We start from the raw sequence: 21,967 nt of genomic DNA, 5'->3' as shown, positions 1-21,967 counted from the left end.
GTCTGCGCCGTTGTGAATCGTGCCGGTGCCCGCCGCCGGGTCCAAAGGACTCAGTCGTGCACAGGTGAGTCCGGATGGCCCGGTTTCGTCCCGTGCAGGGGCGGCTGGTCGAGGTCGCCGGTCGCCAGGTGGGCCAGCACGACCTCGTACAGGTCGCTGCCGGCGGCGAGCAGCTCGCGTTCGAGGACGGGTTCGGCGCTGCGGACGTGCTCGCGGACGGTCTGCGCGTGCATGCCGAGCTGCTGCGCGGCGCGCTCGGCGTTGCCGCCGGCGGCGATCCAGGTGCGCAGGGTGCGCCGCAGGTCCCGGCCGTCGGGGTCGAGCCGGCCCAGCAGGTCGCCGGCCCAGGCACGCAGCGCGGGCCCGGAGAGCAGGTCGGCGAGGCGGGCGACACCGGTCCGCCGGCCGGCGCCCGGCGGGGTCTCGGCCAGCCCGACCTGGGAGTTCAGGGCGAGATGGACGGCGGCCCGGACGGTCAGGTCGGCGAAGTCCGTGCACAGCAGCGACTCGACCCGGTCCATGCGCGCGCGGACCGTGTTGCGGCTGACGCCGAGGACCTTCGCCGTGTTGACCGCGGTGAACTCCAGGCCGAGCCGGGTGGTGGCGAGCAGTTCGGCGCGCGTGTGGTGCGACAGGGTGTCGAGCGGGCTCAGTACCCCGGCCGTCCAGTCGTGCAGCTCCGCCGGGTCCATCAGCAGCTCGGGACGGGTGCGCTCGGCGTACAGGGCCGCCTGCTGGGGCCGGAACCGGGCCACGGCCAGGGCACTGACGGCCTGTCCGTAGGCCGCGGCGGTGCGGGCGAGGCCCTGCCGGGCGCTGCCGCCGAGGAAGACGCCGGGACGGCGGCCGACGAGTGAGCGCAGCTCCTGCCCGGCCGCCTCGCGCGGCGCGAGGACGATCACGTGTGCGTCCACCGCCGGGCACCGGACGACCAGCGCCCCTTCCCCCGTCGCCGACACGCACTCCTCGGCGAGCCGGTCCCGTTCGGCGGGGCTGCTCTCCACGACGTACACGCAGGCCGTGTCGGTGTCGAGGAGACCGGGCCAGAGTCCGGCGGCCACGCGGCGGGCGGCGACGGTGTCCTCCACCATCAGCAGCTGCAGGATGGCCAGGCGCAGGTCGGAGGTGGCGCGCCGCAGCCGGAGTCCGGCCGCGGTCGACTCGTGGCCGGCCAGCAGCAGTTCGACCACCTGGGCGGTGTGCGTGACGATGTCGGAGACGCGCCGGTCGAAGGGTGTCTCGCGCGCCACCGTCAGGACGGCGGCCTGAGCCGGGTGGGACCGCCCCACCCGGACGAGCCGCAGATGACGGCCCCGGTCCTCGAGCGCGGCCGACGCGATCCGGCCGGAGGTGACGTCGGTGACCAGGCCCTCGTCGAGCGGGACGCGGATGCCGGCCAGCAGCCGGCCGGTGCCGTCCTGCAGCGACACGGTGGCGTGCGCGGTGCCGGCGAGCCAGGCCACGACCCGGTTCAGGTCGCGTCCGGCCGGACGCAGGTGCTCGAGCAGTTCCCGCGCCCAGCCCGCGTGCTCACCGGCCCCGGGTGTCCGCTGCCCTTTCGCGTCCTCTCGGCCCGCCACGTCGGCCTTCTCCTCGTCTCGCCCGGTTCCCGCTCCAGGCCGGGGACGTTACCTCATGGCTCTGTGCCGAGGCCCCCTTCCGGCGTCGGCGGCCAAGGACGCCGGGCCTGCCGGGCGGGGCGGCCGAGCGGGCATAAGCTCGGTGAATGGCGAAGTACTTCGACGTGCACCCCGACAACCCCCAGCCGCGCAGCATCGCCCAGGTCGCCGACAGCGTCCGGTCCGGCGCGCTGATCGCGTACCCGACGGACTCCTGCTACGCGCTGGGCTGCCGGCTCGGCAGCCGCGACGGCATCGACCGCATCAGGTCGATCCGGCACCTGGACAACCGGCACCACTTCACCCTGGTCTGCCAGGACTTCGCGCAGCTCGGCCGGTTCGTGCAGATCGACAACGACGTGTTCCGGGCGATCAAGGCGTCGACCCCCGGCAGCTACACCTTCATCCTGCCGGCGACGAGGGAGGTGCCGCGCATGCTCCAGCATCCGAAGAAGAAGACCGTGGGCGTGCGCATCCCCGACCACGTCGTCACCCAGGCCCTGCTCGCCGAACTCGGTGAACCGCTGCTGTCCAGCACGCTGTTGCTGCCCGACGAGGAGGAGCCGATGACGCAGGGCTGGGAGATCAAGGACCGGCTCGACCACGTGCTGGACGCGGTCGTCGACTCCGGGGACTGCGGCACCGAGCCGACCACGGTCGTCGACTTCTCCGACGGCGGGGCGGAGATCGTGCGGCGGGGCGCCGGCGACACGAGCCGGTTCGAGTAGCGGGCCGTCCACGAGGAACCGGCCGTCCAGAGGAACCGTCAGACCGCGAGAGAAGGGTGCAACCCCGCGATGACCGCAGTACAGGGAACCACCGTCGACATCCCCACCGCCGACGGCGTCGCGGACGCCTGGCTGACCCACCCGGCCGACGGGGGACCGTACCCCGCGGTCCTGCTGTTCATGGACGCCTTCGGGCCGCGCCCGTCCCTGCGTGCCATGGCGGACCGGCTGGCCGGTGCCGGGTACACCGTCCTGGTGCCGAACGTCTTCTACCGCAGCGGACGGGCACCCGTCGTGGAGCTGCCCGAGTTCATCGCCCCGGAGGCACGGCCGGACATCTTCCGGCGGCTCGGCCCGATCATGACGTCGCTGACGCCCGACCGGGCGACCCGGGACGCGGGCGCCTACCTGGAGTGGCTGGCCCGGGCCCCGCAGGCGGCCGACGGACCGGTCGCGGTGACCGGCTACTGCATGGGCGCCGGGCTCGCGCTGCGCACCGCCGGCACCTACCCGGACCGGGTCGCCGCGGTGGCCGGGTTCCACGGCGGGAACCTGGCGACCGAGGCACCGGACAGCCCGCACCGGGTGGCCGGGCGCCTCACGGGCGAGGCGTACTTCGCCCATGCCGACCAGGACCCCGGCATGCCCGCCGAGCAGCAGCAGCGACTGGAGGCGGCCCTGGCCGCGGCGGGCGTGACCCATCGCTGCGAGGTCTACGCCGGGGCGCACCACGGCTACACCCAGGTCGACACCTCGGCCTACGACGAGAAGGCGGCGGAACGCCACTGGGAGGCGCTGCTCGACCTCCTGAACCGGACGTTGTGACCCGACGTCCACGAAGACGGCCGCGGCGGGCCGGATTTGACGGTTCGGCCCCCGTCCGGCCCCCGGGCCGGGCGTTGTTACCGTGCCCGGGTGTCCAACTCCTCACGTGATTCCGCCGAGGGCGCCGGCTGGGGCTCCGCCGAGCCCGGCGCCTACCGGGCGCTGATGCCGCAGCGCACCGAGAAGCTGTCCTGGCTGGACCCGAGAACGCTGTGGGCCGCCCGCAACGGCGTGCTGGCCTCCTGGTTCGGGGACCCCACGGGCAGCACCCGCTCCCGCTGGGTGGCGCAGCGGTCCGCGGCCGGCGCACCGGGCGACAAGGTGATCCGGCGGGACGACCCCGACCGGTTCTCCTTCCTGGTCGTCGGCGACACCGGAGAGGGCGACGACCCCCAGTACGCCGTCGTGCCCGGGCTGTTGAAAGCGGGCGGCGACACCCGGTTCGCGGTCCTGGCGAGCGATGTGATCTACCCGGTGGGCAGCGCCGACGACTACGGAACGAAGTTCTTCCGCCCCTACCGCGACTACCAGGCGCCCATATACGCGATACCGGGCAACCACGACTGGTACGAGGACCTCGGCGGCTTCATGCGCGTCTTCTGCGACGACGCCCCGCCCCTGCCGCCGGATCCGGCGCCGCGCCAGTTCACCCCCGCATGGCTGCGGTCCCTGTTGTGGCACCGGCCGCGCCCCGACGACGGCCGGCACCTGGACGAGGCGCGCAAGCTGCGCCCCTCCGCCGCCCAGCAGGCCGTCCAGCCGGGGCCGTACTGGGCCGTCGACGCCGGCCCGGTACGGATCGTCGGCATCGACACCGGGCTGCTGGGAACGGTCGACGCCGAGCAGGGCGCCTGGCTGCGCGAGGTGTCGGCGGGAGACCGGCCGAAGATCCTCGTCACCGGCTCGCCCCTGTACGTGGACGGCGAGTACCACCCGTGCCCCATCGAGGGCGGCGGCACGGTCGACGACGTCGTGCGCGATCCCGCCCATCACTACGTCGCCGCGATCGGCGGAGACATCCACAACTACCAGCGCTACCCGGTCGACGTGGACGGCCGCACCGTGCAGTACGTCGTGGCGGGCGGCGGGGGCGCCTTCATGCACGCCACCCACACCATTCCGCGCGTCTCGGTGGCCGGGGTCACCGAGGACGACTTCCGGTCCTACCCGCTGCGCGGCGACTCGCTCGCCTTCTACAGCGCCCTGTACGGCCGCCGGCTGCGGCTGCGCCGCTTCTTCACCCTCACGGAGGCCGAGGCGACGGCCGTGATCGCCGAGCGCCTCGGTATCCGCACCGGCCGCGCCCCGGGCGGCGACGCGCGGGTCACCCGGCGTGTCCGGCTGGTCGCCGGACTGCTGGGCACGGCACGGCGGCCCGAGCGCCGCAAGCGGTTCCGGCTGCCCGTGCGCAAGCTCTACACGCAGTTGTTCTCGCCCGGTTCGGCGACGTACAGTCCGCCCTTCTTCAAGTGCTTCCTGCGCCTGGACGTGACGCCGCAGGCGGTCCGGCTGCGCTGTTTCGCGGCCACCGGCAACCGGGCGCAGGAGGAGGAGCCGCCGGTCGAGGACGAGGTGACGATTCCGCTCGAGTGACGTGGTCCAGCGCCCTCCGGTTGATCACCGGTCCCGGCCTGGGCGAGGCTGGGAGCGGGCGGCACACCGCCGCGCACAGTCGAGGGAAGGTCCCACGGTGATCAGCATCCCGGCGTACACGCTCAACGACGGCACCACGCTCCCCGCCCTGGGCCTGGGCACCTGGCCGATGAAGGACGACGAGGCGGAGCGGGCGGTCCGCGAGGCCCTTGGGGCGGGGTACCGCCTGATCGACACGGCGACGAACTACCGCAACGAGACCGGCGTCGGCCGCGGGATCGCGTCCGCCGGTCTCCCCCGCGAGGAGATCGTCGTGACCACCAAGCTGCCCGGCCGGCACCACGGCTACGAGGAGACGCTCGCCTCCTTCGAGGAGTCCCGCGCCCGTCTCGGGGTGGAGTACGTCGACCTGTACCTGATCCACTGGCCGCTGCCGCGCGTGGACAAGTACGTCGACTCCTGGAAGGCCATGGTGAAGCTGCGCGAGGACGGTCTCGTGCGGTCGGTGGGCGTCTCCAACTTCACGGCCGAGCACATCGAGCGGCTGGAGGAGGAGACGGGTGTCCTGCCGTCCGTCAACCAGATCGAGCTGCACCCGCTCTTCCCGCAGGACGAGCTGCGCGCCTACCACGAGCGCAAGGGCATCCGCACCGAGAGCTGGAGCCCGCTGGGCCGGGGCAGCGACCTGCTGGACGACCCCGCCGTCGGCGCGGTCGCCGAGGCGCACGGGGTGACGCCCGCCCAGGCGGTCCTGCGCTGGCACACCCAGCTGGGCGCGGTGCCGATCCCCAAGTCCGCCGACCCGGCGCGGCAGCGGGCCAACCTGGACGTCTTCGGCTTCGAACTGGACGCCGAACAGATGCGCACGGTGGCGGACCGCGCGCACCGCCGGATCGGCGGCGACCCGGAGCTGCACGAGGAGTTCTGAGCGGGGTACCCGGTCCCGGTCGGGGGATCTCCCGAATTTCCGATCTCCCGATCTCCCGGAAGGAGCGTCAGGTGGGCGGCGAGAGCGACGGGCTGCGCGCATACCACGGCAAACGGGACTTCGGCCGGACCGGTGAGCCGGCGGGGGAAGGGGCTCCCGGCGAGGGCGGGCAGCCCCGTTTCGTCGTGCAGATCCATGACGCGAGCACCCTGCACTTCGACTTCCGGCTGCAGGTGGCCGACGTGCTCAAGTCCTGGTCGGTGCCGAAAGGGCCGTCCGCGGACCCGAGCGACAAGCGGCTCGCGGTGCCCACGGAGGACCATCCGCTGGAGTACGAGGAGTTCGAGGGCGTGATCCCGGCGGGTGAGTACGGGGGCGGCACGGTCATCGTGTGGGACCACGGCACCTACGAGCCGCTGAGCCACGACCGCCGGGGACGGCCGGTCGACTTCGCCGAGTCGCTGGCGCACGGGCACGCCCGGTTCCGGCTGCACGGGGCGAAGCTGCGCGGCGAGTACGCGCTGACCCGCTTTCGCGGTGGCCCGGACCGAAGCGCCGGTGAGGACGCGGCGTGGCTGCTGGTGAAGACGGCCGGCGGCGGGCGCGGGCACGGCACCCCGGACCCCCGGCGGGCCCGGTCCGCGCGCACCGGCCGCACACTGGCCCGGGTGGCGGCGGAGGGCGGCCGGGGATAGCCGGGCGGTTCACTGAGCGGGCAGTGGCTGTTCGGCCCAGATGGTCTTGCCGGTGTCCGTCTGGCGGCTGCCCCAGCGCTGGGTGAGCTGGGCGACCAGGAGCAGTCCGCGCCCGCCCTCGTCGTAGGCGTGGGCGCGGCGCAGGTGGGGGGAGGTGGAGCTGGCGTCGGAGACCTCGCAGATGAGGGCGGTGTGGCGGATGAGGCGCAACTGGATGGGCGGCTCGCCGTACCGGATGGCGTTGGTGACGAGTTCGCTGACGACGAGTTCGGTGACGAAGGCCGTGTCGTCCAGTCCCCACGCCGTCAGCTGTTCGCCGACGGACCGTCTGGCGGCCGCCACGCCGACAGGGTCCGGGGCGACGTCCCAGGTGCGCACCCGGTCCTCGCCCAGCGCCCGGGTGCGAGCCAGCAGCAGCGCGACGTCGTCGCCTGGTTCCTCGGGCAGTACGGCCTTGAGCACGCCGTCGCCCAGCGCGTCGAGCGAGGTCGCGGGCGCGGCCAGGGCCCGGCACAGTTCCGTGGTGGCGTGGTCGACGTCGCGGTCGCGGTCCTCCACCAGTCCGTCGGTGTAGAGGGCGACGACGGAGCCCTCCGGCAGTTCCAGCTCCGTCGCCTCGAAGGGCAGTCCGCCCACCCCGAGGGGCGGCCCGGCGGTCATGGTGACGATCCGGGTGGTGCCGTCGGGCAGGAGGAGGGCGGGTGCGGGGTGACCGGCGGCCGCCAGGGCCAGTCGCCGGGACACGGGGTCGTACACGGCGTAGAGGCAGGTGGCGCCCAGTTCCGGGATCTCCGCGTCGCCTTCCTGCGTGCCGACGGCCGCGAGATGGGTGACGAGGTCGTCGAGGTGGGTGAGGAGCTCGTCGGGGGGCAGGTCGACGTCGGCGAGGGTGCGCACGGCCGTGCAGAGCCGGCCCATGGTCGCCGTGGACGGGATGCCGTGGCCCACCACGTCGCCGACGACGAGGCCGACCCGGCTGCCGGAGAGCGGGATCACGTCGAACCAGTCGCCGCCGATGCCCGCTGCGGACGCGGAGGGGAGGTAGCGGTGGGCCACCTCGACCGCGGCCTGTCCGGGCAGGTCCCTGGGGAGCAGGCTGCGCTGGATCGCCAGGGCGGTGGAGCGCTCGCGGGCGAAGCGCCGGGCGTTGTCGACGGAGACGGCGGCCCGGCCCGCCAGTTCCTCGGCCAGTACGGCGTCCTCGACGGCGTACGGCTCCCGGGGCGCGGTCCGGACGGCCAGGGCGACGCCCAGGGTGGTGCCGCGGGCCCGCAGGGGCACGGCCAGGACGGAGCTGACGGCTTCGCGGAAGGGGCGGTTGTGCGGGGCCTCGGCCTCGCGGGTGCGCATCCACCGGTCGAACTCCGGGTCGCCCGGGCCGGTGAGGACGACGCGGCCCTCCCGCATCGCCCGGGCGTGCGGGCTGTCGGTCGGGTGGACCTCGTGTCCGCCGAGGTGCACGGCGGGAGTGGGGAAGTTCTCGGTGGCGGAGGTGTGGGCCACCCGGCGCAGTTCGGCGTGCTCGGGCGGCTTGGCGAGAGGTTCGTCGTCGCCGAGGACCCAGTCGAGCAGGTCGACGGCGGCGAAGCCGGCGAACCGCGGCACGAGGAGCCCGACCAGTTCCTCGGCGGTGCGGACGACGTCGAGGGTGGTGCCGACGGTGGCGGCCGCGTTCAGCAGGGCCATCCGCTCGCGGGCCCGGTGCTGTTCGGTGCTCTCGAGCGCGGCCATGGCGACGGCGGTGAGCGCGCCGGACGCGTCGTGGACCGGCCAGATCTCCACGGTCCAGGCGTGCAGCCGGGTGCCGGCCGGCGCGGGCGCGTAGCTCTCGTACTGGACGCGTCGGCCGGTGTCGGCGACGACGCGCAGGTGGTGCAGGAAGGACCGGGCGTCGCCCTCGAAGTCCGCCAGTGTGTCGGACAGGCTACGGCCGATCAGTTCGTCGGCCGACCGGCCCATCATCCGGCATGTGGTCTCGTTGACGTGCACGAAGCGCAGGCCGGGGTCGAGGACGGACATCGACAGGGAGGCCTGCCGTACGGCGTCGTCGACCAGGGTGGGAGCGGGGCCGCCGGGCGGGGCGGCGGTCACCGCCCAGCCGGCCGGTGCTCGGTCGGCGCCCGGCAGCGGACCGGCCCGCAGCCGCAGGCTCACCGGGCGGCCGTCGCGGTGCCGGATCACGGCGGTGCCGGACAGGGGGGTGCCGGCACGGGGGCCGGAGGGGGCGTCCCGCGCGAGCAGGTCCCGCGCGGGACGCCCCACGACCTCCTCGGCCGTGTATCCGGTCAGGCGCCGCGCGCCGTCGCTCCATCCCGTCACCAGTCCGCGGGCGTCGACGATCACCGTGGCGGAGGAATCCTCCATGCCGTCCAGGATCATCCCAGGACGATGCGGTATCAACCGGGACGGGGCGCGAGTGGCTCGGTCACCGCCGGTGGGCGCGGAGCGCGGCGAGGGCGCGGTCGGCGTGCGCGTTCATCCGGATTTCGCTGCGGACGACCTCCAGCAGGGTGCGGTCCTGCCCGATGACGAAGGTGACCCGCTTGGTGGGAGCCAGGGCGAACCCCCGCTTCACCCCGAACCGCTCCCGGACCGCGCCGTCGGCGTCGGACAGCAGCGGCATGCCGAGGGTGTGGCGTCCGGCGAACTCCTGCTGCCGGTCGACGGGGTCGCCACTCACGCCGACCGGCCGCGCACCGACCGCGGCGAACTCGCCGGAGAGGTCGCGGAAGTGACAGGCCTCGGCGGTGCAGCCGGTGGTGAGGGCGGCCGGGTAGAAAAAGAGGACGACGGGCCCGTCGGCGAGCAGTTCGGACAGGCGGCGCGGGGTGCCGGTCTCGTCCGGCAGGGTGAAGTCCTCGACGGTGTCGCCCACGGCCGGGGCCCGGCTCACGACCGGCCCTCGCTGCCCCGGGCGACGCCGCGCGCCCACAGCACGAGCGGCACCTGCACGGGCAGCCGTCCGAGGGCGGCGGCCTTCTGCGGGGTGGGGCGGTGCCGCCAGTCCCAGGCCATCTTGACGTTGGCCGGGAACACTCCGACGAAGAACGCGGCGGCACTCAGCGCGGCGGCCCTGCGGGTGCGCGGCACGGCGAGTCCGGCGGCGAGCGCGAGTTCGGCGACACCGCTGGCGTACGTCCACGCCCGGGGTGTGCCCGGCAGGGAGCGCGGCACGGTGGCGTCGAAGGGCCGGGGCCGGGCGAAATGGGCGACGCCCGCGGTGGCCAGCAGGCCGGCGAGCAGCAGGGGTGAGCGTTCGGACCGTGGCACGGTTCCTCCTCATTGGGGCCTGCCGCGCGATATTACTCGACGGTAGGGTCGCCGGTGTCCACACCCTTCGGGCGCGTGCGGACCCACGGTCGGACCGGGCCGTCCGCCGCACGGCCGGGGGCCGGTCGGTCACCCGGAACGCGCGTCACCTCCCGCTTCGGGGCGTGACGGGCGCCAGCCACATGCCCACGATCGCGTCGACGAGGCCGTCGGCCGCCTCCCGCCAGCTGGTGCGCGGGGTGGGGCGGTTCTCGGCGAGCGCACGCTCCCGCTCCTCCGCGGTGTGCACGATGAGGTGGCGGGCCATGTCGCCCCGCTCCGCGACCACCTCGGCCGGCAGCGCGGGCATGCACCGGTTGCGGCCCTCGATGATCGCCCGCAGGGAGACGGAGGCACGGGACTCCTCGGTCATGATCTGGCGCAGCGCCGGATCGGTCATGACCTGGGCGCAGAACCGCGCGTACCAGGTGGGGCTGCCCAGCGCCGCCAGGTGGTCGAACTGGGGACGGACCAGGCAGTCCACCCAGTCACGGAGGTCGGGCGCGTCTCCGAGGGCGGCGAGCTGCCGGGCGCGCAGTTCCTCGACCCGCTCCGAGTGGCGCTGGGCGATGGCCCGCACCAGGTCCGCCTTGGTACCGAAGTGGTAGCCGACGGCGGCGTTGTTCCCCTGCCCGGCGGCCTCGCTGACCTGGCGGTTGGAGACGGCGTACACGCCGTGTTCGGCGAAGAGGCGCTCGGCGGTGGTCAGGATCAGCTGCCGGGTCGCGTTGGCCTGTTCCGTCCGGACCGTCCTGCTCGCCATGATCACCACCGCGCCGGGACTCTCTCCGCACCGCCCACGACAACCGGTCCCTCGAGTCGTCGCAGGTCCGCCGCCGTAGGGCGGACTGTCACGGAAGCCTACGGGGCGGCCGCGCCGGGTCGCCGCCCGGCCCGGACGGGCGTTCCCTCTCCATACCGGTAGGATACTTCAAGCGACTGACTTAAAAGTCTGCGCTCGGCTCTCGCACACACGGCAACCCCCATCGACACTCATCGCTCGAAAGGCTTTTCCATGCCCGCTTCCCCCGCCGCACCGCGGCCGAACGCCGTGGTGGCGGTACTGGCCCTGGCCGGAATCGTCGTCGCGCTCATGCAGACACTGGTCATTCCGATCATCCCCGAGCTGCCGAAGCTGCTGGACGCGTCGGCCTCGGACGCGGCCTGGGCGGTGACCGCCACGCTGCTCGCCTCCGCGGTGGCCACCCCGGTCGTCGGCCGGCTCGGCGACATGTTCGGCAAGCGGCGGATGCTCCTGCTCAGCCTGGTGCTGCTGATCGGCGGCTCGGCGGTCTGCGGACTGAGCGACGCGCTGGTCCCGATGGTCGTCGGCCGCGCCCTGCAGGGCCTGTCCGCCGCCGTGATCCCGCTCGGCATCAGCATCATGCGCGACGAACTGCCGGCCGAGCGGCTGGCCGGCGCCACCGCCGTGATGAGCGCCTCCCTCGGGGTCGGCGGCGCGCTCGGCCTGCCCGCGGCGGCGCTGATCGCGGACAAGCTGGACTGGCACATGCTGTTCTGGCTCTCCGGCGCGCTCGGCGCCCTCTCCCTGGTCCTGGTACTGGCGCTGGTGCCGGAGTCGGCCGTGCGCACCGGCGGCCGGTTCGACCTGCTCGGCGGCGTCGGCATGGCCGCGGGACTCGCGAGCCTGCTGCTGGCCATCTCCAAGGGCGGCGACTGGGGCTGGTCCTCGGGCACCACCCTCGGCCTGTTCGCGGCGGCCGTCGTGATCCTGCTGGTCTGGGGCTGGTGGGAGCTGCACACCCCGGAGCCGCTGGTGGACCTGCGCACCACCGCCCGCCGTCAGGTGCTGTTCACCAACCTGGCGTCCGTCGCGATCGGCTTCTCGATGTTCGCGATGTCCCTGGTGCTGCCGCAGCTGCTGCAGTTGCCCGAGGCCACCGGTTACGGACTCGGCCGCTCCCTGCTGACCACGGGGCTCGTGATGGCGCCGTCCGGCCTGGTGATGATGGCGTTCGCCCCGGTCTCCGCGAAGGTGTCCCGGTCCCGCGGCCCGAAGGTGACGCTGATCATCGGCGCCGTGATCGTCGCGGCCGGCTACGGCCTGAACATCGTGCTGATGTCCGAGGTCTGGCACCTGGTCCTGGTCTCCTGCGTGATCAGCGCGGGCATCGGCTTCGCCTACGGCGCCATGCCGTCGCTGATCATGGGCGCCGTGCCGCCGAGCGAGACGGCCGCCGCCAACAGCCTCAACACCCTCATGCGGTCCCTGGGCACCTCGGTCGCCAGTGCCGTCGCCGGTGTCGTCCTGGCCCAGATGACCGTCGACCTCGGCGGCTTCGCCCTGCCCTCCGAGAACGCGTTCAAGGCGGTCATGGCCATCGGCGCCGGCGCGGCCCTGCTGGCCGCCGCCATCGCGTCCTTCGTCCCCCGGCACCGCCCCGCCGGCCCGGCGGCCCCGGCGTCCGCCGACGGTGCCGCGGCGGAGCCCGCCCCGGTGCGCTGACCGCGACGGCGCCGGCCACGCCCGGGACCGGCGCCGTTCGGGCGAACCTCGCGGGCAACGCGCGTGACGACGTCCGGGCCCGTGGAGAACTGACCTGTGGAGCTGCCGCTGATCCCTCCGATGCTCGCCACCCCCGGCACCCTGCCGCCCACCGCGCAGGACGCGCGCTGGGCCTACGAGACCAAGCAGGACGGCCAGCGCGCCGTGGTCTACCTGCCCGGCGACGGAAGCGTCCTGCTGCGGGCCCGCTCCGGCCAGGACATCACCGCCGCCTACCCCGAGCTGGCGCCGCTCGCCGCCGCGCTCGGCGACACTCCCGCCGTACTGGACGGCGAGGTGCTGGCCCTGGACGAACGGGGCCGCGCCGACTTCCAGTTGCTCCAGTCCCGGATGGGCCTCGCACACGCCCCGGGCCGGGCGGCGCACCGGGCGGCGCGGGTCCCCGTCCACCTGGTGCTGTTCGACGCCCTGCACCTGGCGGGCCGCTCCCTGCTGCGCACGCCCTACGCCGGCCGCCGCGAGCATCTGACGGACCTCGCCCTGGACGGGCCGTCGTGGTCGACCCCGGCCGCGCTGGTCGGCCACGGCGAACAGGCCCTGCGGGCCACCCGCGAGCACGGTCTGGAGGGGCTGGTGTGCAAGCGACTGGACTCGGTGTACGAGCCCGGGACCCGCTCCCGGGCCTGGATCAAGATCCGCAACATGCGCAGCGAGGACGTCGTGATCGGCGGCTGGCTGCCCGGCAAGGGGCGGCTCGGCGGCCTGCCCGGCGCCGTGCTGGTCGGCCAGCGCGCCGCGACCCGGCTGCGCTACGTCGGCGGGGTCGGGACCGGCTGGAGCGAGGGCGAGCGCACGGAGCTGGCCGGGCTGCTGGCGGCCGCCGCGAGCGACGTCTGCCCCTTCGACCCGGTGCCGAGGGTGCCGGGGGCGCGCTGGGTCGTGCCCCGGCTGGTCGGCGAGGTCCGCTACAGCACCCGTACCCGCGAGGGCATGCTGCGCCAGCCGTCCTGGCTCAGGCTGCGCCCGGACCTGACGCCCGAGGAGTCGGCCGCGGACGTCCCGGACGACCTGGTGTGAGCGGCTGACCGGCTCTCAGAAGTTGGGCCGCCCTTCACCGCGGGGACGCCCGGGCCCCCTTGGCGCGGGAGCGAAAAGAGGGGACCCTGAACTCCCCTTCCCCCCACAGCCGTTGGGCTGACCCAGCCTGAGGAGGACGCGATGCGCTCGCGTACCGCCGCAACGCCCCGCCAAAGATGGCTCACCGTACCGCTCGGTGCCCTCGCCCTCGTCCTCGCCTTCCCCGCCACCGCGTTCGCGGCCCCGCCGCCGGGGCTGCCCGGCAACGCCGACCCCCTGGAACGGACGTACCAGCCCGCCTACGACTACGACACCGACGGCTGCTATCCGACCCCGGCGATCGGCGCCGACGGAGCGGTCAACGGCGGACTCAAACCGACCGGCGCCCTCAACGGCAACTGCCGCGACGCCTCCGACCTGGACAACACCAACGGATACGCGCGCGCAAGGTGCGACGGCGACTGGTGTGCCTACATGTACGGGCTCTACTTCGAGAAGGACCAGGCGCTGCCCGGCAGCAGCCTCGGCGGCCACCGGCACGACTGGGAGCACGTGGTGGTGTGGGTGAAGGACGACACGGTGCGGTACGTGTCGACGTCCAACCACGGCTCGTTCAGCGTGCACGAGCGGTCGGCCGTCCGCTTCGAGGGCACCCACCCGAAGATCGTCTACCACAAGGACGGCATCGGCACCCACTGCTTCCGCCTGGCGACCTCGGGCGACGAACCGCCGGAGAACCACAAGGGCACCTGGCAGTACCCGACCCTGGTGGGCTGGAACGGCTACCCGGCGGGCCTGCGCGACAAGCTCAGCGCCTATGACTTCGGCAGCGCCAACTTCGGCCTGAAGGACGGCAGCTTCGCCTCCCACCTGGCCGCCGCCAAGCCCGCGGGCGTCCCCTTCGAGCCGTACGCGTGAGACGGAGGGCGAAAACGGGCCGTTCGGGCGGACCTCGGCCCGTGGACGCCGCCGCGCGCACTATCGTGTCCGCATGTCCGCCCCCGAACTGATCCGCATCGTCTCCCGCGACTCCCCCATGGCGCTGGCTCAGGTCGAGCGCGTCCGGGCCGAGTTGGCGGCCCTCCACCCCGGCGTGCGCACCGAGGTGGTACCGGTGAAGACGACCGGCGACAAGTGGCTCGGGGACCTGTCGCGGGTGGAGGGCAAGGGAGCGTTCACCAAGGAGGTCGATGCCGCGCTGCTGTCGGGCGAGGCCGATCTCGCGGTGCACTGCGTCAAGGACGTGCCCGCCGACCGGCCGCTGCCCGCCGGCACGGTGTTCGCCGCGTTCCTGAAGCGGGACGACGTGCGGGACGCGCTGGTCCACCCGGACGGGCTCACCCTGGACGAACTGCCGGAGGGGACGCGCGTCGGCACGTCCTCGGTGCGCCGGGTCGCCCAGCTGGCCGCCACCCACCCGCGTCTGCGGTGCGTGCCGTTCCGCGGCAACGCCAACCGGCGGCTGGCGAAGCTCGCCGCGGGCGAGGCGGACGCGCTGCTGCTCGCCGTCTCCGGTCTGGAGCGCATCGGCCGGGCCGACGTGATCAGCGAGGTCCTCTCCACCGAGGCGATGATGCCGCCGATCGGCGCGGGCATCCTGGCCCTGCAGTGCCGCGAGGGCGACAGCGCCCTGATCGACGCGGTGAGCGGCCTCGGGCACCCCGCGACGCACCGGGAGGCGACGGCGGAGCGCATGTTCCTGCACGTCCTGCAGGGGCACTGCAACAGCCCGATCGCCGGGCACGCGCATGTGGACCGGAGCGGTGAACTCTCGCTGCGGGCCTGCGTCTTCACCCCGGACGGCAAGGTCCGGCTGAACGCCCACGAGTGGGCGGGCCGCCTCGACCCGGCGACCCTCGGCACCTCGGTCGCCGTGGCGCTGCTGCGGCAGGGCGCCCGGGAGATCATCGACGGCATCGCGCACTGAGAGCCGGGCTCCCGCGCGGCCGCCCGGCGGGTCAGGCGGAGCCCTCCTCCGACTGGCCCCGCAGGAAGGCGCTCACCTGGTGCGCCACGCCCTCGTCCCGCACCGTGCCGCAGGCGACGGCCCCGGCCCCGTCGGGCAGCCCGAGGGCGCCGCTCCACAGCCGCCGGTCGGCCCACTCCTCGTCCACCCTCAGCTGCACCTGGACGTCCACCTGGTTCAGGCTCGCCTCCGGACCGGCTCCGTAGAGCACGGCGGTGGCCCGGCGCAGCGGGTAGACGTCGAAGCCCTCGACGAACTGGGAGTTGCGCCAGTCGAGGAAGGCGCTCTCCCCGTCGGGGCCGATCCGCACGTCGATCTGGCCGTCCTCCAGGTGGATGCCGAGAGGGCGCGCGCCCCGGTTCTCGACGGTCACCCGGACCCGGAAGTAGGTCAGCCCCTCGGCGGCGTCGTCACGCCCACGCGGCGGCTCGGCCGGCTCAAGACGGTGCACACGGACCCGCAGGCCGGCGTGCTCGTCGTACTCCTGCCAGTCCCCGACCACGTTCGGCTCGTACACGGTGCCCCTCTCGACCTCTCGACGTTGCTTCCTATCTGTGCGCCGATCGCAGTGTCAAATGGGCGGAATGCGCTGTGGCCAGCACCTTCGCCCCTTTGATCAATGATCAAGCGTTGCGCAGGGACGATCCGCCGACGCCCGTCCGGGCGATCACCCGGAGCGTGCCGCACATCACGTCCCGCGACCGGGCGGCCGCCCGGTCACCGGGATGCAGCCGTTCGAGTGGCCGTTCGGGGCATTCGCGCTCAGTATCCATATATACGAGGACTTGCCAGCTCCCCTGCTGAGGGAGGTGCGCGTGATGCGTGTCGCCGGCACAACCCAGCCCCACCCGCACGACGACGCCCCCGACACGGCCGCTGCGTTCGACCGGCTCGCCGGGCTGCCCGAGGGACCGGAGCGCAAGGCGTTGCGGGACGAACTCATCCGGGTCTGGCTGCCCATGGCGGAGCGGATCGCCGTCCGCTTCCGGGGCCGCGGCGAGAACCTGGAGGATCTCTATCAGGTGGCGGCCCTGGGCCTGGTCAAGGCCGTCGACCACTACGATCCGGAGCGCGGCCACGCCTTCGAGGCGTACGCGGTGCCGACCGTGACCGGCGAGATCAAACGGCACTTCCGCGACCACATGTGGACGCTGCACGTGCCGCGCCGGATCCAGGACCTGCGCAACCGGGTCCGCAAGTCGGCCAAGGAGCTGGCGCAGACCACGCCGGGCCGCGCCCCCACCGTCGAGGAGATCGCCGAGCACGCGCAGCTGACCACGGTCGAGGTGCGGACCGGCATGGAGGCCCTGGAGTGCTTCTCCGCCCTGTCGCTCGAGGCGGAGATGCCGGGCACCGACGGGTACGCCCTCGGCGACGCGCTGGGCGGCCCCGACCCCGCCTTCGACGCGGTCGTGGACCGGGTGGCGGTGCGGCCCTGTCTGGAGGCGCTGCCCGAGCGCGAGCGCACCATCCTCTACCTGCGCTTCTTCGGGGGGATGACGCAGAGCCGCATCGCCCAGCAGCTGGGCATCTCCCAGATGCACGTCTCCCGGCTGCTCAGCGGCTGTTTCGACCGGATCCGTAAGGAGATCCTGCAGGAGGCCCGCTGAGCGGGAGCCCGCCGCACGCGGCCCGCCCCAGGCGGTCTTCCAGAGCGGCCAGGATTTCCGGCGGCATCACTCCGGTGCGCCCCCAGATGAGTACCGTTTCCGCCACATTGCGGAGTTTGATGTTCGTATGCTGGGAAACCTCCTTCAGGACGCTCCACCCCTCGTCCGGCGTCACCCCGCCGATGACGACGACCACACCGATCGCCTGGTCGACGACGGCGTGCGAGACGACCGCCTCCTTGAGCTGCCGGACCTGCTCCTGCAGCCGGAAGATCTGGTCCGAGTCGGCATCCGGGTCCGGGCCGGGGCCCGGACGCGTGTGGGTGGGGGGCACGGTCATCACGGGGCCTCCGTTTCGACACCCTGTCCGGGGTACTCGCCAGGCGCCCGCCGCACTCCCGGCCGGACACTGGTGTCGAGCCGGTGGCTGCCGGTGGACGAGACCAGGACACGACTGCCATGAACCACGACACGACCTCCTCCACCCGCGAAGAGGGCCTGCTCTCCACGCACTCCGTGTACGGCGCCCCCTGCTGGGTGAGTCTCACCAGCCGTGATCTGAAGGCCACCGAGGAGTTCTACTCCGCCGTGCTGGGCTGGCAGTGGCGGCCCGCCCGGCTGGGCGAGCCCTTCCGGATCGCCCTGGCCGACGGGGTGCCGGTGGCCGGGATCGCGGCCGTGGCCGCGATGTGGCAGATGGCGGTGGCCTGGACGCCGTACTTCGCCGTGCGCAGTGCCGACGAGGCCGCGTCGCGGGCGCAGGAGCGCGGCGGCACGGCGGCGGTCGGCCCGATCTCCCTGCCCCCGGGGCGGGCGGCCCTGCTCGCCGACCGGGACGGCGCGACGTTCGGGGTCTGGGAGGGCGCGCTGTTCTCGGACTGGGACGCCTGGCGCACCAAGCGTCCCGCCTTCATCCGGCTGCACACCCGTGACGCCTTCGACGCCGCGATCTTCTACGGCGAGATCTTCGAGTGGGCGTCGGGGCAGGGCTGCTGCGAGGTCCGGTACGAGGGCGACGAGGTGGTCCTGCGCCACGAGGGCCAGGTCGTGGCCCGCATCGAGTCGGGGGCGCTCGGAGCGGCCCCCGACCCGGCCGTGCGGCCGCACTGGCAGGTGCACTTCGCGGTCGAGGACGTCGCGGCGTGCGCCCGCGCCGCGGAGTTGCACGGCGGCAGCGTGCTCTTGCTGGAGGCGGACGAGGCGGTACTCCGGGACGCCGACGGCGCGCAGTTCACGGTGACCGCGCGCCGCCTCGGCAGCTGACCTCACCGGCTCACCGGCCGGTGCGGGACGGCCGGGAGAGCAGCACTAGGCTGCGCTGCTCGACGGTCAGCCTGGTGCCCGCCTTGTGCTCGGCCTCGTCGGGGACGCCCTCCGGGTCCGCGGTGTCGACCAGCGTCGTCCAGCGTTCGCCGTACGTGACGTCGGGCAGCCGGAAGTCGGCCGGCTCCCAGTGGCTGTTGAACAGCAGTAGGAAGGAGTCGTCGACGACGGCCCGGCCCCGGGAGTCGGGTTCGGCGATGGCGTCGCCGTTGAGGAACACGCCGACCGTGTGCGCGTCGGAGCGCCGCCAGTCGTCGTCGGTCATCTCCCGCGCGTCGGGCAGCAGCCACACCAGGTCGGGCAGCGGCTGGTCCGCGTGGGTGAGGGTCTCCCCGCGGAAGAAGCGGCGCCGGCGCAGCACCGGGTGGTCGGCGCGCAGGGCGATCAGACGCCGGGCGAAGTCCAGCAGGGCGCGCTGTTCGTCGTCGAGCCGCCAGTCGATCCAGGAGATCTCGTTGTCCTGGCAGTAGGCGTTGTTGTTGCCGCGCTGGGTGCGGCCCAGTTCGTCGCCGTGGCAGATCATCGGGATGCCCTGGGAGAGCAGCAGCGTGGCCAGGAAGTTGCGCTGCTGCCGGCCGCGCAGCTCCCGCACGGCAGGATCCTTGGTCTCGCCCTCCGCGCCGCAGTTCCAGGACCTGTTGTGGCTCTCGCCGTCCCGGTTGTCCTCGCCGTTGGCCTCGTTGTGCTTGTCGTTGTACGAGACGAGGTCGCGCAGGGTGAACCCGTCGTGCGCGGTGACGAAGTTGACGCTGGCGCGGGGGCGGCGGCGGCTGTGCTGGTACAGGTCGGAGGAGCCGGTCAGCCGGGAGGCGAACTCGCCGAGCGTGTGCTCCTCGGCGCGCCAGAAGTCCCGTACGGCGTCACGGTACTTGCCGTTCCACTCCGACCACAGCTGCGGGAAGTTGCCCACCTGGTAGCCGCCCTCGCCCACGTCCCAGGGCTCGGCGATCAGCTTGACGCGGCTGATCACCGGGTCCTGCTGGATGAGGTCGAAGAACGCGGACAGCCGGTCCACCTCGTGGAACTGCCGGGCCAGGGTGGCCGCGAGGTCGAAGCGGAAGCCGTCGACGTGCATCTCGGTGACCCAGTACCGCAGCGAGTCCATGATGAGCTGCAGCACGTACGGGTGGCGCATCAGCAGGCTGTTGCCGGTGCCCGTGGTGTCGTAGTAGTGCTGCCAGTCGCCGTCCACCAGGCGGTAGTACGAGGCGTTGTCGATGCCGCGGAAGGAAAGGGTGGGGCCCTTCTCGTTGCCCTCGGCGGTGTGGTTGTAGACGACGTCGAGGATCACTTCGAGGCCGGCCTCGTGCAGGGTCTTGACCATCGACTTGAACTCGCTGACCTGCTGGCCCCGGGTGCCGAGGGCGGCGTAGCCGTTGTGGGGCGCGAAGAAGCCGATGGTGTTGTAGCCCCAGTAGTTGGACAGGCCCCGGTCCTGGAGCACCCCGTCGTGGACGAACTGGTGCACCGGCATCAGCTCCACGGCCGTCACGCCGAGGGACGTCAGGTGCTCGACGACCGCCGGGTGCGCGAGGCCGGCGTAGGTGCCGCGCAGTTCCTCGGGGACGCCGGGGTGGGTGCGGCTGAGTCCGCGGACATGGGCCTCGTAGATGACGCTCTCCGAGTAGGGGCGCCTGGGCGGGCGGTCGTCGCCCCAGTCGAAGAAGGGGTCGGTGACCACGCCGAGCATGGTGTGCCCGGCGCTGTCGCCCGGGTCGGCCTTGCCCCGGGCCCGCTCGAAGAGGGAGGCGTGGTTGTCCACCAGCCCGTCCACGGCCCGGGTGTACGGGTCGAGGAGCAGCTTCGCCGGGTTGCAGCGGTGGCCGACGGCCGGGGCCCACGGGCCGTGGACCCGGTAGCCGTAGCGCTGTCCCGGGCCGACGCCGGGCAGGTAGCAATGCCAGACGAAGCCGTCCACGTCGGGCAGCGGGACGATGCTGTGGTTGCCGTCGTCGTCGACGAGCACGAGGTCGACCCGCTCGGCGACCTCGCTGAACAGGGCGAAGTTGGTGCCCTGTCCGTCGTACGCGGCCCCCAGGGGACAGGGGAGCCCGCTCCACACGGGCGCCCCCTTCCAGTTCGGCCTGGCGCGGGTCACCGGGCCGCCTCCAGCACGCCGTCGCCCGTACGTGCCCAACCGGCCGCCCGGGCCACCGGCATGATCTCGCGCGGCACTTCCAGCCCCTCCTGGGTGATCGGCTCGGGATCCGTCGCGACCAGCGGGACGCGCTCGCCGGCGCGGGCGCGGCGCGAGAACCAGATGACCTTCGAGCCGGTGTCGGTGGCGCAGCAGCCCCAGCCGTCGCTGTTGGCGGCGAGGTGCTGCAGACAGGTGCGCAGGTCCTGGTCGGGACGGAGCGCCTGGTCGTTGCCCCCTACGGCCGTGATGAGGTGCTGGCGGTTCCACCACATCTCGATCGACGTGTTCTTGTCGCTCGCGTGCTCGTCGATCGCCAGCAGCAGCATCTGGGCGCCCGAGCAGACGGGTTCGACGAGGTTCTCCAGGTCCCAGAACCGGAGGTGAGCGGCCAGGATGCGCCTGACCTGTCCGACCCGTTCCGGGCTCACTTCCACGTCGAGGTGGTAGTAGCAGGGCACTGCGGTCTTCATCGTCGTGGCTCCTCACCGCGAGGGCTCTCGCTCCTCCGCGCCCCTTGGGGGACGGGCTCCCCGATCACGAAGCGTGAGCGCTGATCGCTTCTGAGTCACTCCAGAGTGGGAGCGGTAGTCCATTCGTGCAACACGAGCAGCTCGGGGCGGGAATCGGGGCCGGGATCGAAGCCGGAGCGACCCCTCGGCAAGAAGTTGAAGTTCCAACAAGACGGGGTGTCACCGTCCATGCACCATGTGTGAAGAACTCGATCGTCCGTACCACCGGACCGTCCGGAAGGTGACCGGCCATGCTGCTCCCCGCGAAGAGCGAAGTCGCCCGGCATCTGCGGCATTACCGCGCCTGGGAACGTTCGATGCTGGCGTCCCCCACGGACGTCACCGTCCGGACCACCTTCGAGGACGCCGGATACACCCTCTGCGTGCTGATGGGGAAGCGGTGCGCACGCGAGGCCGCGGACGCTGCCGAAAGGTATCTGCGGACGAACCTCGTCACCCATGCGCAGGAGCAGCCGGAGCGGTTCGCCCCGTCGGGGCACAGGGCTCCGTCCGGCGCCGTCTGACCCGATCGGCCCCACCCGATCGGCCCAACCCAATCGGCCGGGCCCGCGCCCGGCCCCGAGCACGGCGGAGGTGAGACGCGGATGAGTGCGACCGTGGGGATCGGACGTATCCCGGTGCGGGACGTCCATCCGGTGGTGGACAACGGCAGGCGCCCGGCGAAGGCGGTGGCGGGAGAGACGTTCGAGGTCACCGCGACCGTGTTCCGGGAGGGCCACGACGCGGTGGCCGCCAACGTCGTGCTGAAGGACCCCGAGGGCCGACCGGGTCCGTGGACGCCGATGCGGGAGCTGGCCCCGGGCAGCGACCGCTGGGGTGCACAGGTCACTCCGGGTGCACCCGGCGACTGGACCTACCGGGTGGAGGCGTGGAGCGACCCGGTCGCGACCTGGCGGCACACCGCGCGGATCAAGGTCCCGGCCGGCATCGACACCGGTCTCGTGCTCGAGGAGGGGGCCGAGCTCTTCCGGCGGGCCGCCGCGGGCGTGCCGGCGGACTCCGGGCGGGCGGTGGTGCTGGACGCGGCCCGGACCCTGCTCGACGACACGCTGCCGGTGGCCACCCGGCTGGCGGCGGCGTTGACGCCGGAGGTGGACGCGGTCCTGGCCCGGCATCCGCTGCGGGACCTGGTCACCTCCTCCGAGCCCCTCCCGCTG

22 protein-coding genes are annotated in these 21,967 nt (G+C 73.2%); 13 read left to right on the top strand and 9 right to left on the bottom strand.

Going from position 1 to position 21,967, the window contains the following annotated elements; all coding sequences use genetic code 11:
• Positions 1 to 50: 50 nt before the first annotated feature.
• Positions 51 to 1,580 (bottom strand): helix-turn-helix domain-containing protein, encoded by a 1,530-nt coding sequence (locus AB0P07_RS28770; protein ID WP_365555637.1) that lies wholly within the window; start codon positions 1,578 to 1,580, stop codon positions 51 to 53.
• 146 nt (positions 1,581 to 1,726) lie between these two features.
• Here AB0P07_RS28770 and AB0P07_RS28765 point away from each other — a divergent pair, with 146 nt between their 5' ends.
• The 5 genes from AB0P07_RS28765 (at position 1,727) to AB0P07_RS28745 (ending at position 6,388) form a co-directional block, all read left to right on the top strand.
• On the top strand, positions 1,727 to 2,347 hold the full coding sequence (locus AB0P07_RS28765) for an L-threonylcarbamoyladenylate synthase (RefSeq protein ID WP_365555635.1): 621 nt from the start codon (positions 1,727 to 1,729) through the stop codon (positions 2,345 to 2,347).
• Positions 2,348 to 2,416: 69 nt separating this feature from the next.
• Complete coding sequence (locus AB0P07_RS28760; RefSeq protein WP_365555633.1) at positions 2,417 to 3,172, top strand: dienelactone hydrolase family protein; 756 nt, start codon at positions 2,417 to 2,419, stop codon at positions 3,170 to 3,172.
• A 90-nt stretch (positions 3,173 to 3,262) separates the two neighbouring features.
• Positions 3,263 to 4,765 carry a metallophosphoesterase gene (locus AB0P07_RS28755; protein WP_365555631.1) on the top strand — a complete coding sequence of 501 codons (1,503 nt, stop codon included), beginning with the start codon at positions 3,263 to 3,265 and terminating at the stop codon, positions 4,763 to 4,765.
• A gap of 97 nt (positions 4,766 to 4,862) precedes the next feature.
• Positions 4,863 to 5,693 carry an aldo/keto reductase gene (locus AB0P07_RS28750; protein ID WP_365555629.1) on the top strand — a complete coding sequence of 277 codons (831 nt, stop codon included), beginning with the start codon at positions 4,863 to 4,865 and terminating at the stop codon, positions 5,691 to 5,693.
• A gap of 71 nt (positions 5,694 to 5,764) precedes the next feature.
• Positions 5,765 to 6,388 carry a DNA polymerase ligase N-terminal domain-containing protein gene (locus AB0P07_RS28745; RefSeq protein WP_365555627.1) on the top strand — a complete coding sequence of 208 codons (624 nt, stop codon included), beginning with the start codon at positions 5,765 to 5,767 and terminating at the stop codon, positions 6,386 to 6,388.
• Between the two features lie 9 nt (positions 6,389 to 6,397).
• Here the strand turns inward: AB0P07_RS28745 and AB0P07_RS28740 are convergent, their stop codons facing one another.
• From AB0P07_RS28740 to AB0P07_RS28725, 4 genes are all read right to left on the bottom strand, one after another.
• Complete coding sequence (locus AB0P07_RS28740) at positions 6,398 to 8,752, bottom strand: SpoIIE family protein phosphatase (RefSeq protein ID WP_365555625.1); 2,355 nt, start codon at positions 8,750 to 8,752, stop codon at positions 6,398 to 6,400.
• Between the two features lie 61 nt (positions 8,753 to 8,813).
• Positions 8,814 to 9,281 (bottom strand): peroxiredoxin, encoded by a 468-nt coding sequence (locus AB0P07_RS28735; protein WP_365555623.1) that lies wholly within the window; start codon positions 9,279 to 9,281, stop codon positions 8,814 to 8,816.
• The gene (locus AB0P07_RS28730) at positions 9,278 to 9,658 is read right to left on the bottom strand and encodes a DoxX family protein (RefSeq protein ID WP_365555621.1); all 381 of its coding nucleotides are present in this window, start codon (positions 9,656 to 9,658) and stop codon (positions 9,278 to 9,280) included. The genes AB0P07_RS28735 and AB0P07_RS28730 overlap by 4 nt, the downstream gene beginning before the upstream one ends.
• 145 nt (positions 9,659 to 9,803) lie before the next feature.
• Entirely contained in the window at positions 9,804 to 10,460 is a 657-nt protein-coding gene (locus AB0P07_RS28725; RefSeq protein WP_365555619.1) for a TetR family transcriptional regulator, read from the bottom strand.
• A 252-nt stretch (positions 10,461 to 10,712) separates the two neighbouring features.
• On the opposite strand from AB0P07_RS28725, the gene AB0P07_RS28720 reads away from it, so the two are divergent.
• From AB0P07_RS28720 to hemC, 4 genes are all read left to right on the top strand, one after another.
• Entirely contained in the window at positions 10,713 to 12,164 is a 1,452-nt protein-coding gene (locus AB0P07_RS28720; RefSeq protein WP_365555618.1) for an MFS transporter, read from the top strand.
• 96 nt (positions 12,165 to 12,260) lie between these two features.
• The gene (locus AB0P07_RS28715) at positions 12,261 to 13,241 is read left to right on the top strand and encodes an ATP-dependent DNA ligase (RefSeq protein ID WP_365555617.1); all 981 of its coding nucleotides are present in this window, start codon (positions 12,261 to 12,263) and stop codon (positions 13,239 to 13,241) included.
• Between the two features lie 141 nt (positions 13,242 to 13,382).
• Entirely contained in the window at positions 13,383 to 14,159 is a 777-nt protein-coding gene (locus AB0P07_RS28710) for an NPP1 family protein (RefSeq protein WP_365555615.1), read from the top strand.
• A 73-nt stretch (positions 14,160 to 14,232) separates the two neighbouring features.
• Complete coding sequence (gene hemC, locus AB0P07_RS28705) at positions 14,233 to 15,168, top strand: hydroxymethylbilane synthase (RefSeq protein WP_365555613.1); 936 nt, start codon at positions 14,233 to 14,235, stop codon at positions 15,166 to 15,168.
• A 31-nt stretch (positions 15,169 to 15,199) separates the two neighbouring features.
• Here the strand turns inward: hemC and AB0P07_RS28700 are convergent, their stop codons facing one another.
• Positions 15,200 to 15,724 carry a hypothetical protein gene (locus AB0P07_RS28700; RefSeq protein ID WP_365555611.1) on the bottom strand — a complete coding sequence of 175 codons (525 nt, stop codon included), beginning with the start codon at positions 15,722 to 15,724 and terminating at the stop codon, positions 15,200 to 15,202.
• Positions 15,725 to 16,025: 301 nt separating this feature from the next.
• Here AB0P07_RS28700 and AB0P07_RS28695 point away from each other — a divergent pair, with 301 nt between their 5' ends.
• Complete coding sequence (locus tag AB0P07_RS28695) at positions 16,026 to 16,817, top strand: RNA polymerase sigma factor SigF (RefSeq protein WP_365555857.1); 792 nt, start codon at positions 16,026 to 16,028, stop codon at positions 16,815 to 16,817.
• Here the strand turns inward: AB0P07_RS28695 and AB0P07_RS28690 are convergent.
• Positions 16,765 to 17,157, bottom strand: a complete 393-nt coding sequence (locus AB0P07_RS28690; protein ID WP_365555609.1) for an ANTAR domain-containing protein — start codon at positions 17,155 to 17,157, stop codon at positions 16,765 to 16,767. The two genes, AB0P07_RS28695 and AB0P07_RS28690, sit on opposite strands and share 53 nt — an antisense overlap.
• Before the next feature lie 119 nt (positions 17,158 to 17,276).
• Here AB0P07_RS28690 and AB0P07_RS28685 point away from each other — a divergent pair, with 119 nt between their 5' ends.
• Positions 17,277 to 18,080, top strand: a complete 804-nt coding sequence (locus AB0P07_RS28685; RefSeq protein WP_365555607.1) for a VOC family protein — start codon at positions 17,277 to 17,279, stop codon at positions 18,078 to 18,080.
• Between the two features lie 10 nt (positions 18,081 to 18,090).
• On the opposite strand, the gene glgX is transcribed toward AB0P07_RS28685, so the two are convergent.
• Both glgX and AB0P07_RS28675 read right to left on the bottom strand, forming a co-directional pair.
• On the bottom strand, positions 18,091 to 20,238 hold the full coding sequence (glgX, locus tag AB0P07_RS28680; RefSeq protein ID WP_365555605.1) for a glycogen debranching protein GlgX: 2,148 nt from the start codon (positions 20,236 to 20,238) through the stop codon (positions 18,091 to 18,093).
• Complete coding sequence (locus AB0P07_RS28675; RefSeq protein WP_365555603.1) at positions 20,235 to 20,750, bottom strand: pep a2; 516 nt, start codon at positions 20,748 to 20,750, stop codon at positions 20,235 to 20,237. Before AB0P07_RS28675 ends, glgX begins: the two co-directional genes overlap by 4 nt.
• 290 nt (positions 20,751 to 21,040) lie before the next feature.
• Between AB0P07_RS28675 and AB0P07_RS28670 the strand changes: the two genes are divergently transcribed.
• Together AB0P07_RS28670 and AB0P07_RS28665 are read left to right on the top strand one after the other, a co-directional pair.
• Complete coding sequence (locus AB0P07_RS28670) at positions 21,041 to 21,313, top strand: DUF5133 domain-containing protein (protein ID WP_365555601.1); 273 nt, start codon at positions 21,041 to 21,043, stop codon at positions 21,311 to 21,313.
• An 81-nt stretch (positions 21,314 to 21,394) separates the two neighbouring features.
• On the top strand, positions 21,395 to 21,967 hold a 573-nt coding region (locus tag AB0P07_RS28665; RefSeq protein ID WP_365555598.1), incomplete at its 3' end, for a maltotransferase domain-containing protein.

This window comes from Streptomyces sp. NPDC085944 (genome assembly GCF_040686295.1).
Classification (GTDB): Bacteria; Actinomycetota; Actinomycetes; order Streptomycetales; family Streptomycetaceae; genus Streptomyces; species Streptomyces salinarius.
Note: the sequence above shows the minus strand (reverse complement) of the source record. Positions and strands in the feature narration are given on the sequence as shown.

Coding starts and splice junctions, on each gene's coding strand:
- hemC (WP_365555613.1), top strand. CDS start 14,233: ATGTCCGCCCCCGAACTGATCCGCATCGTCTCCCGCGACTCCCCCATG.
- AB0P07_RS28685 (WP_365555607.1), top strand. CDS start 17,277: ATGAACCACGACACGACCTCCTCCACCCGCGAAGAGGGCCTGCTCTCC.
- AB0P07_RS28675 (WP_365555603.1), bottom strand. CDS start 20,750: ATGAAGACCGCAGTGCCCTGCTACTACCACCTCGACGTGGAAGTGAGC.
- AB0P07_RS28710 (WP_365555615.1), top strand. CDS start 13,383: ATGCGCTCGCGTACCGCCGCAACGCCCCGCCAAAGATGGCTCACCGTA.
- AB0P07_RS28670 (WP_365555601.1), top strand. CDS start 21,041: ATGCTGCTCCCCGCGAAGAGCGAAGTCGCCCGGCATCTGCGGCATTAC.
- AB0P07_RS28725 (WP_365555619.1), bottom strand. CDS start 10,460: ATGGCGAGCAGGACGGTCCGGACGGAACAGGCCAACGCGACCCGGCAG.
- AB0P07_RS28720 (WP_365555618.1), top strand. CDS start 10,713: ATGCCCGCTTCCCCCGCCGCACCGCGGCCGAACGCCGTGGTGGCGGTA.
- AB0P07_RS28740 (WP_365555625.1), bottom strand. CDS start 8,752: ATGGAGGATTCCTCCGCCACGGTGATCGTCGACGCCCGCGGACTGGTG.
- AB0P07_RS28760 (WP_365555633.1), top strand. CDS start 2,417: ATGACCGCAGTACAGGGAACCACCGTCGACATCCCCACCGCCGACGGC.
- AB0P07_RS28690 (WP_365555609.1), bottom strand. CDS start 17,157: ATGACCGTGCCCCCCACCCACACGCGTCCGGGCCCCGGCCCGGACCCG.
- AB0P07_RS28695 (WP_365555857.1), top strand. CDS start 16,026: ATGCGTGTCGCCGGCACAACCCAGCCCCACCCGCACGACGACGCCCCC.
- AB0P07_RS28765 (WP_365555635.1), top strand. CDS start 1,727: ATGGCGAAGTACTTCGACGTGCACCCCGACAACCCCCAGCCGCGCAGC.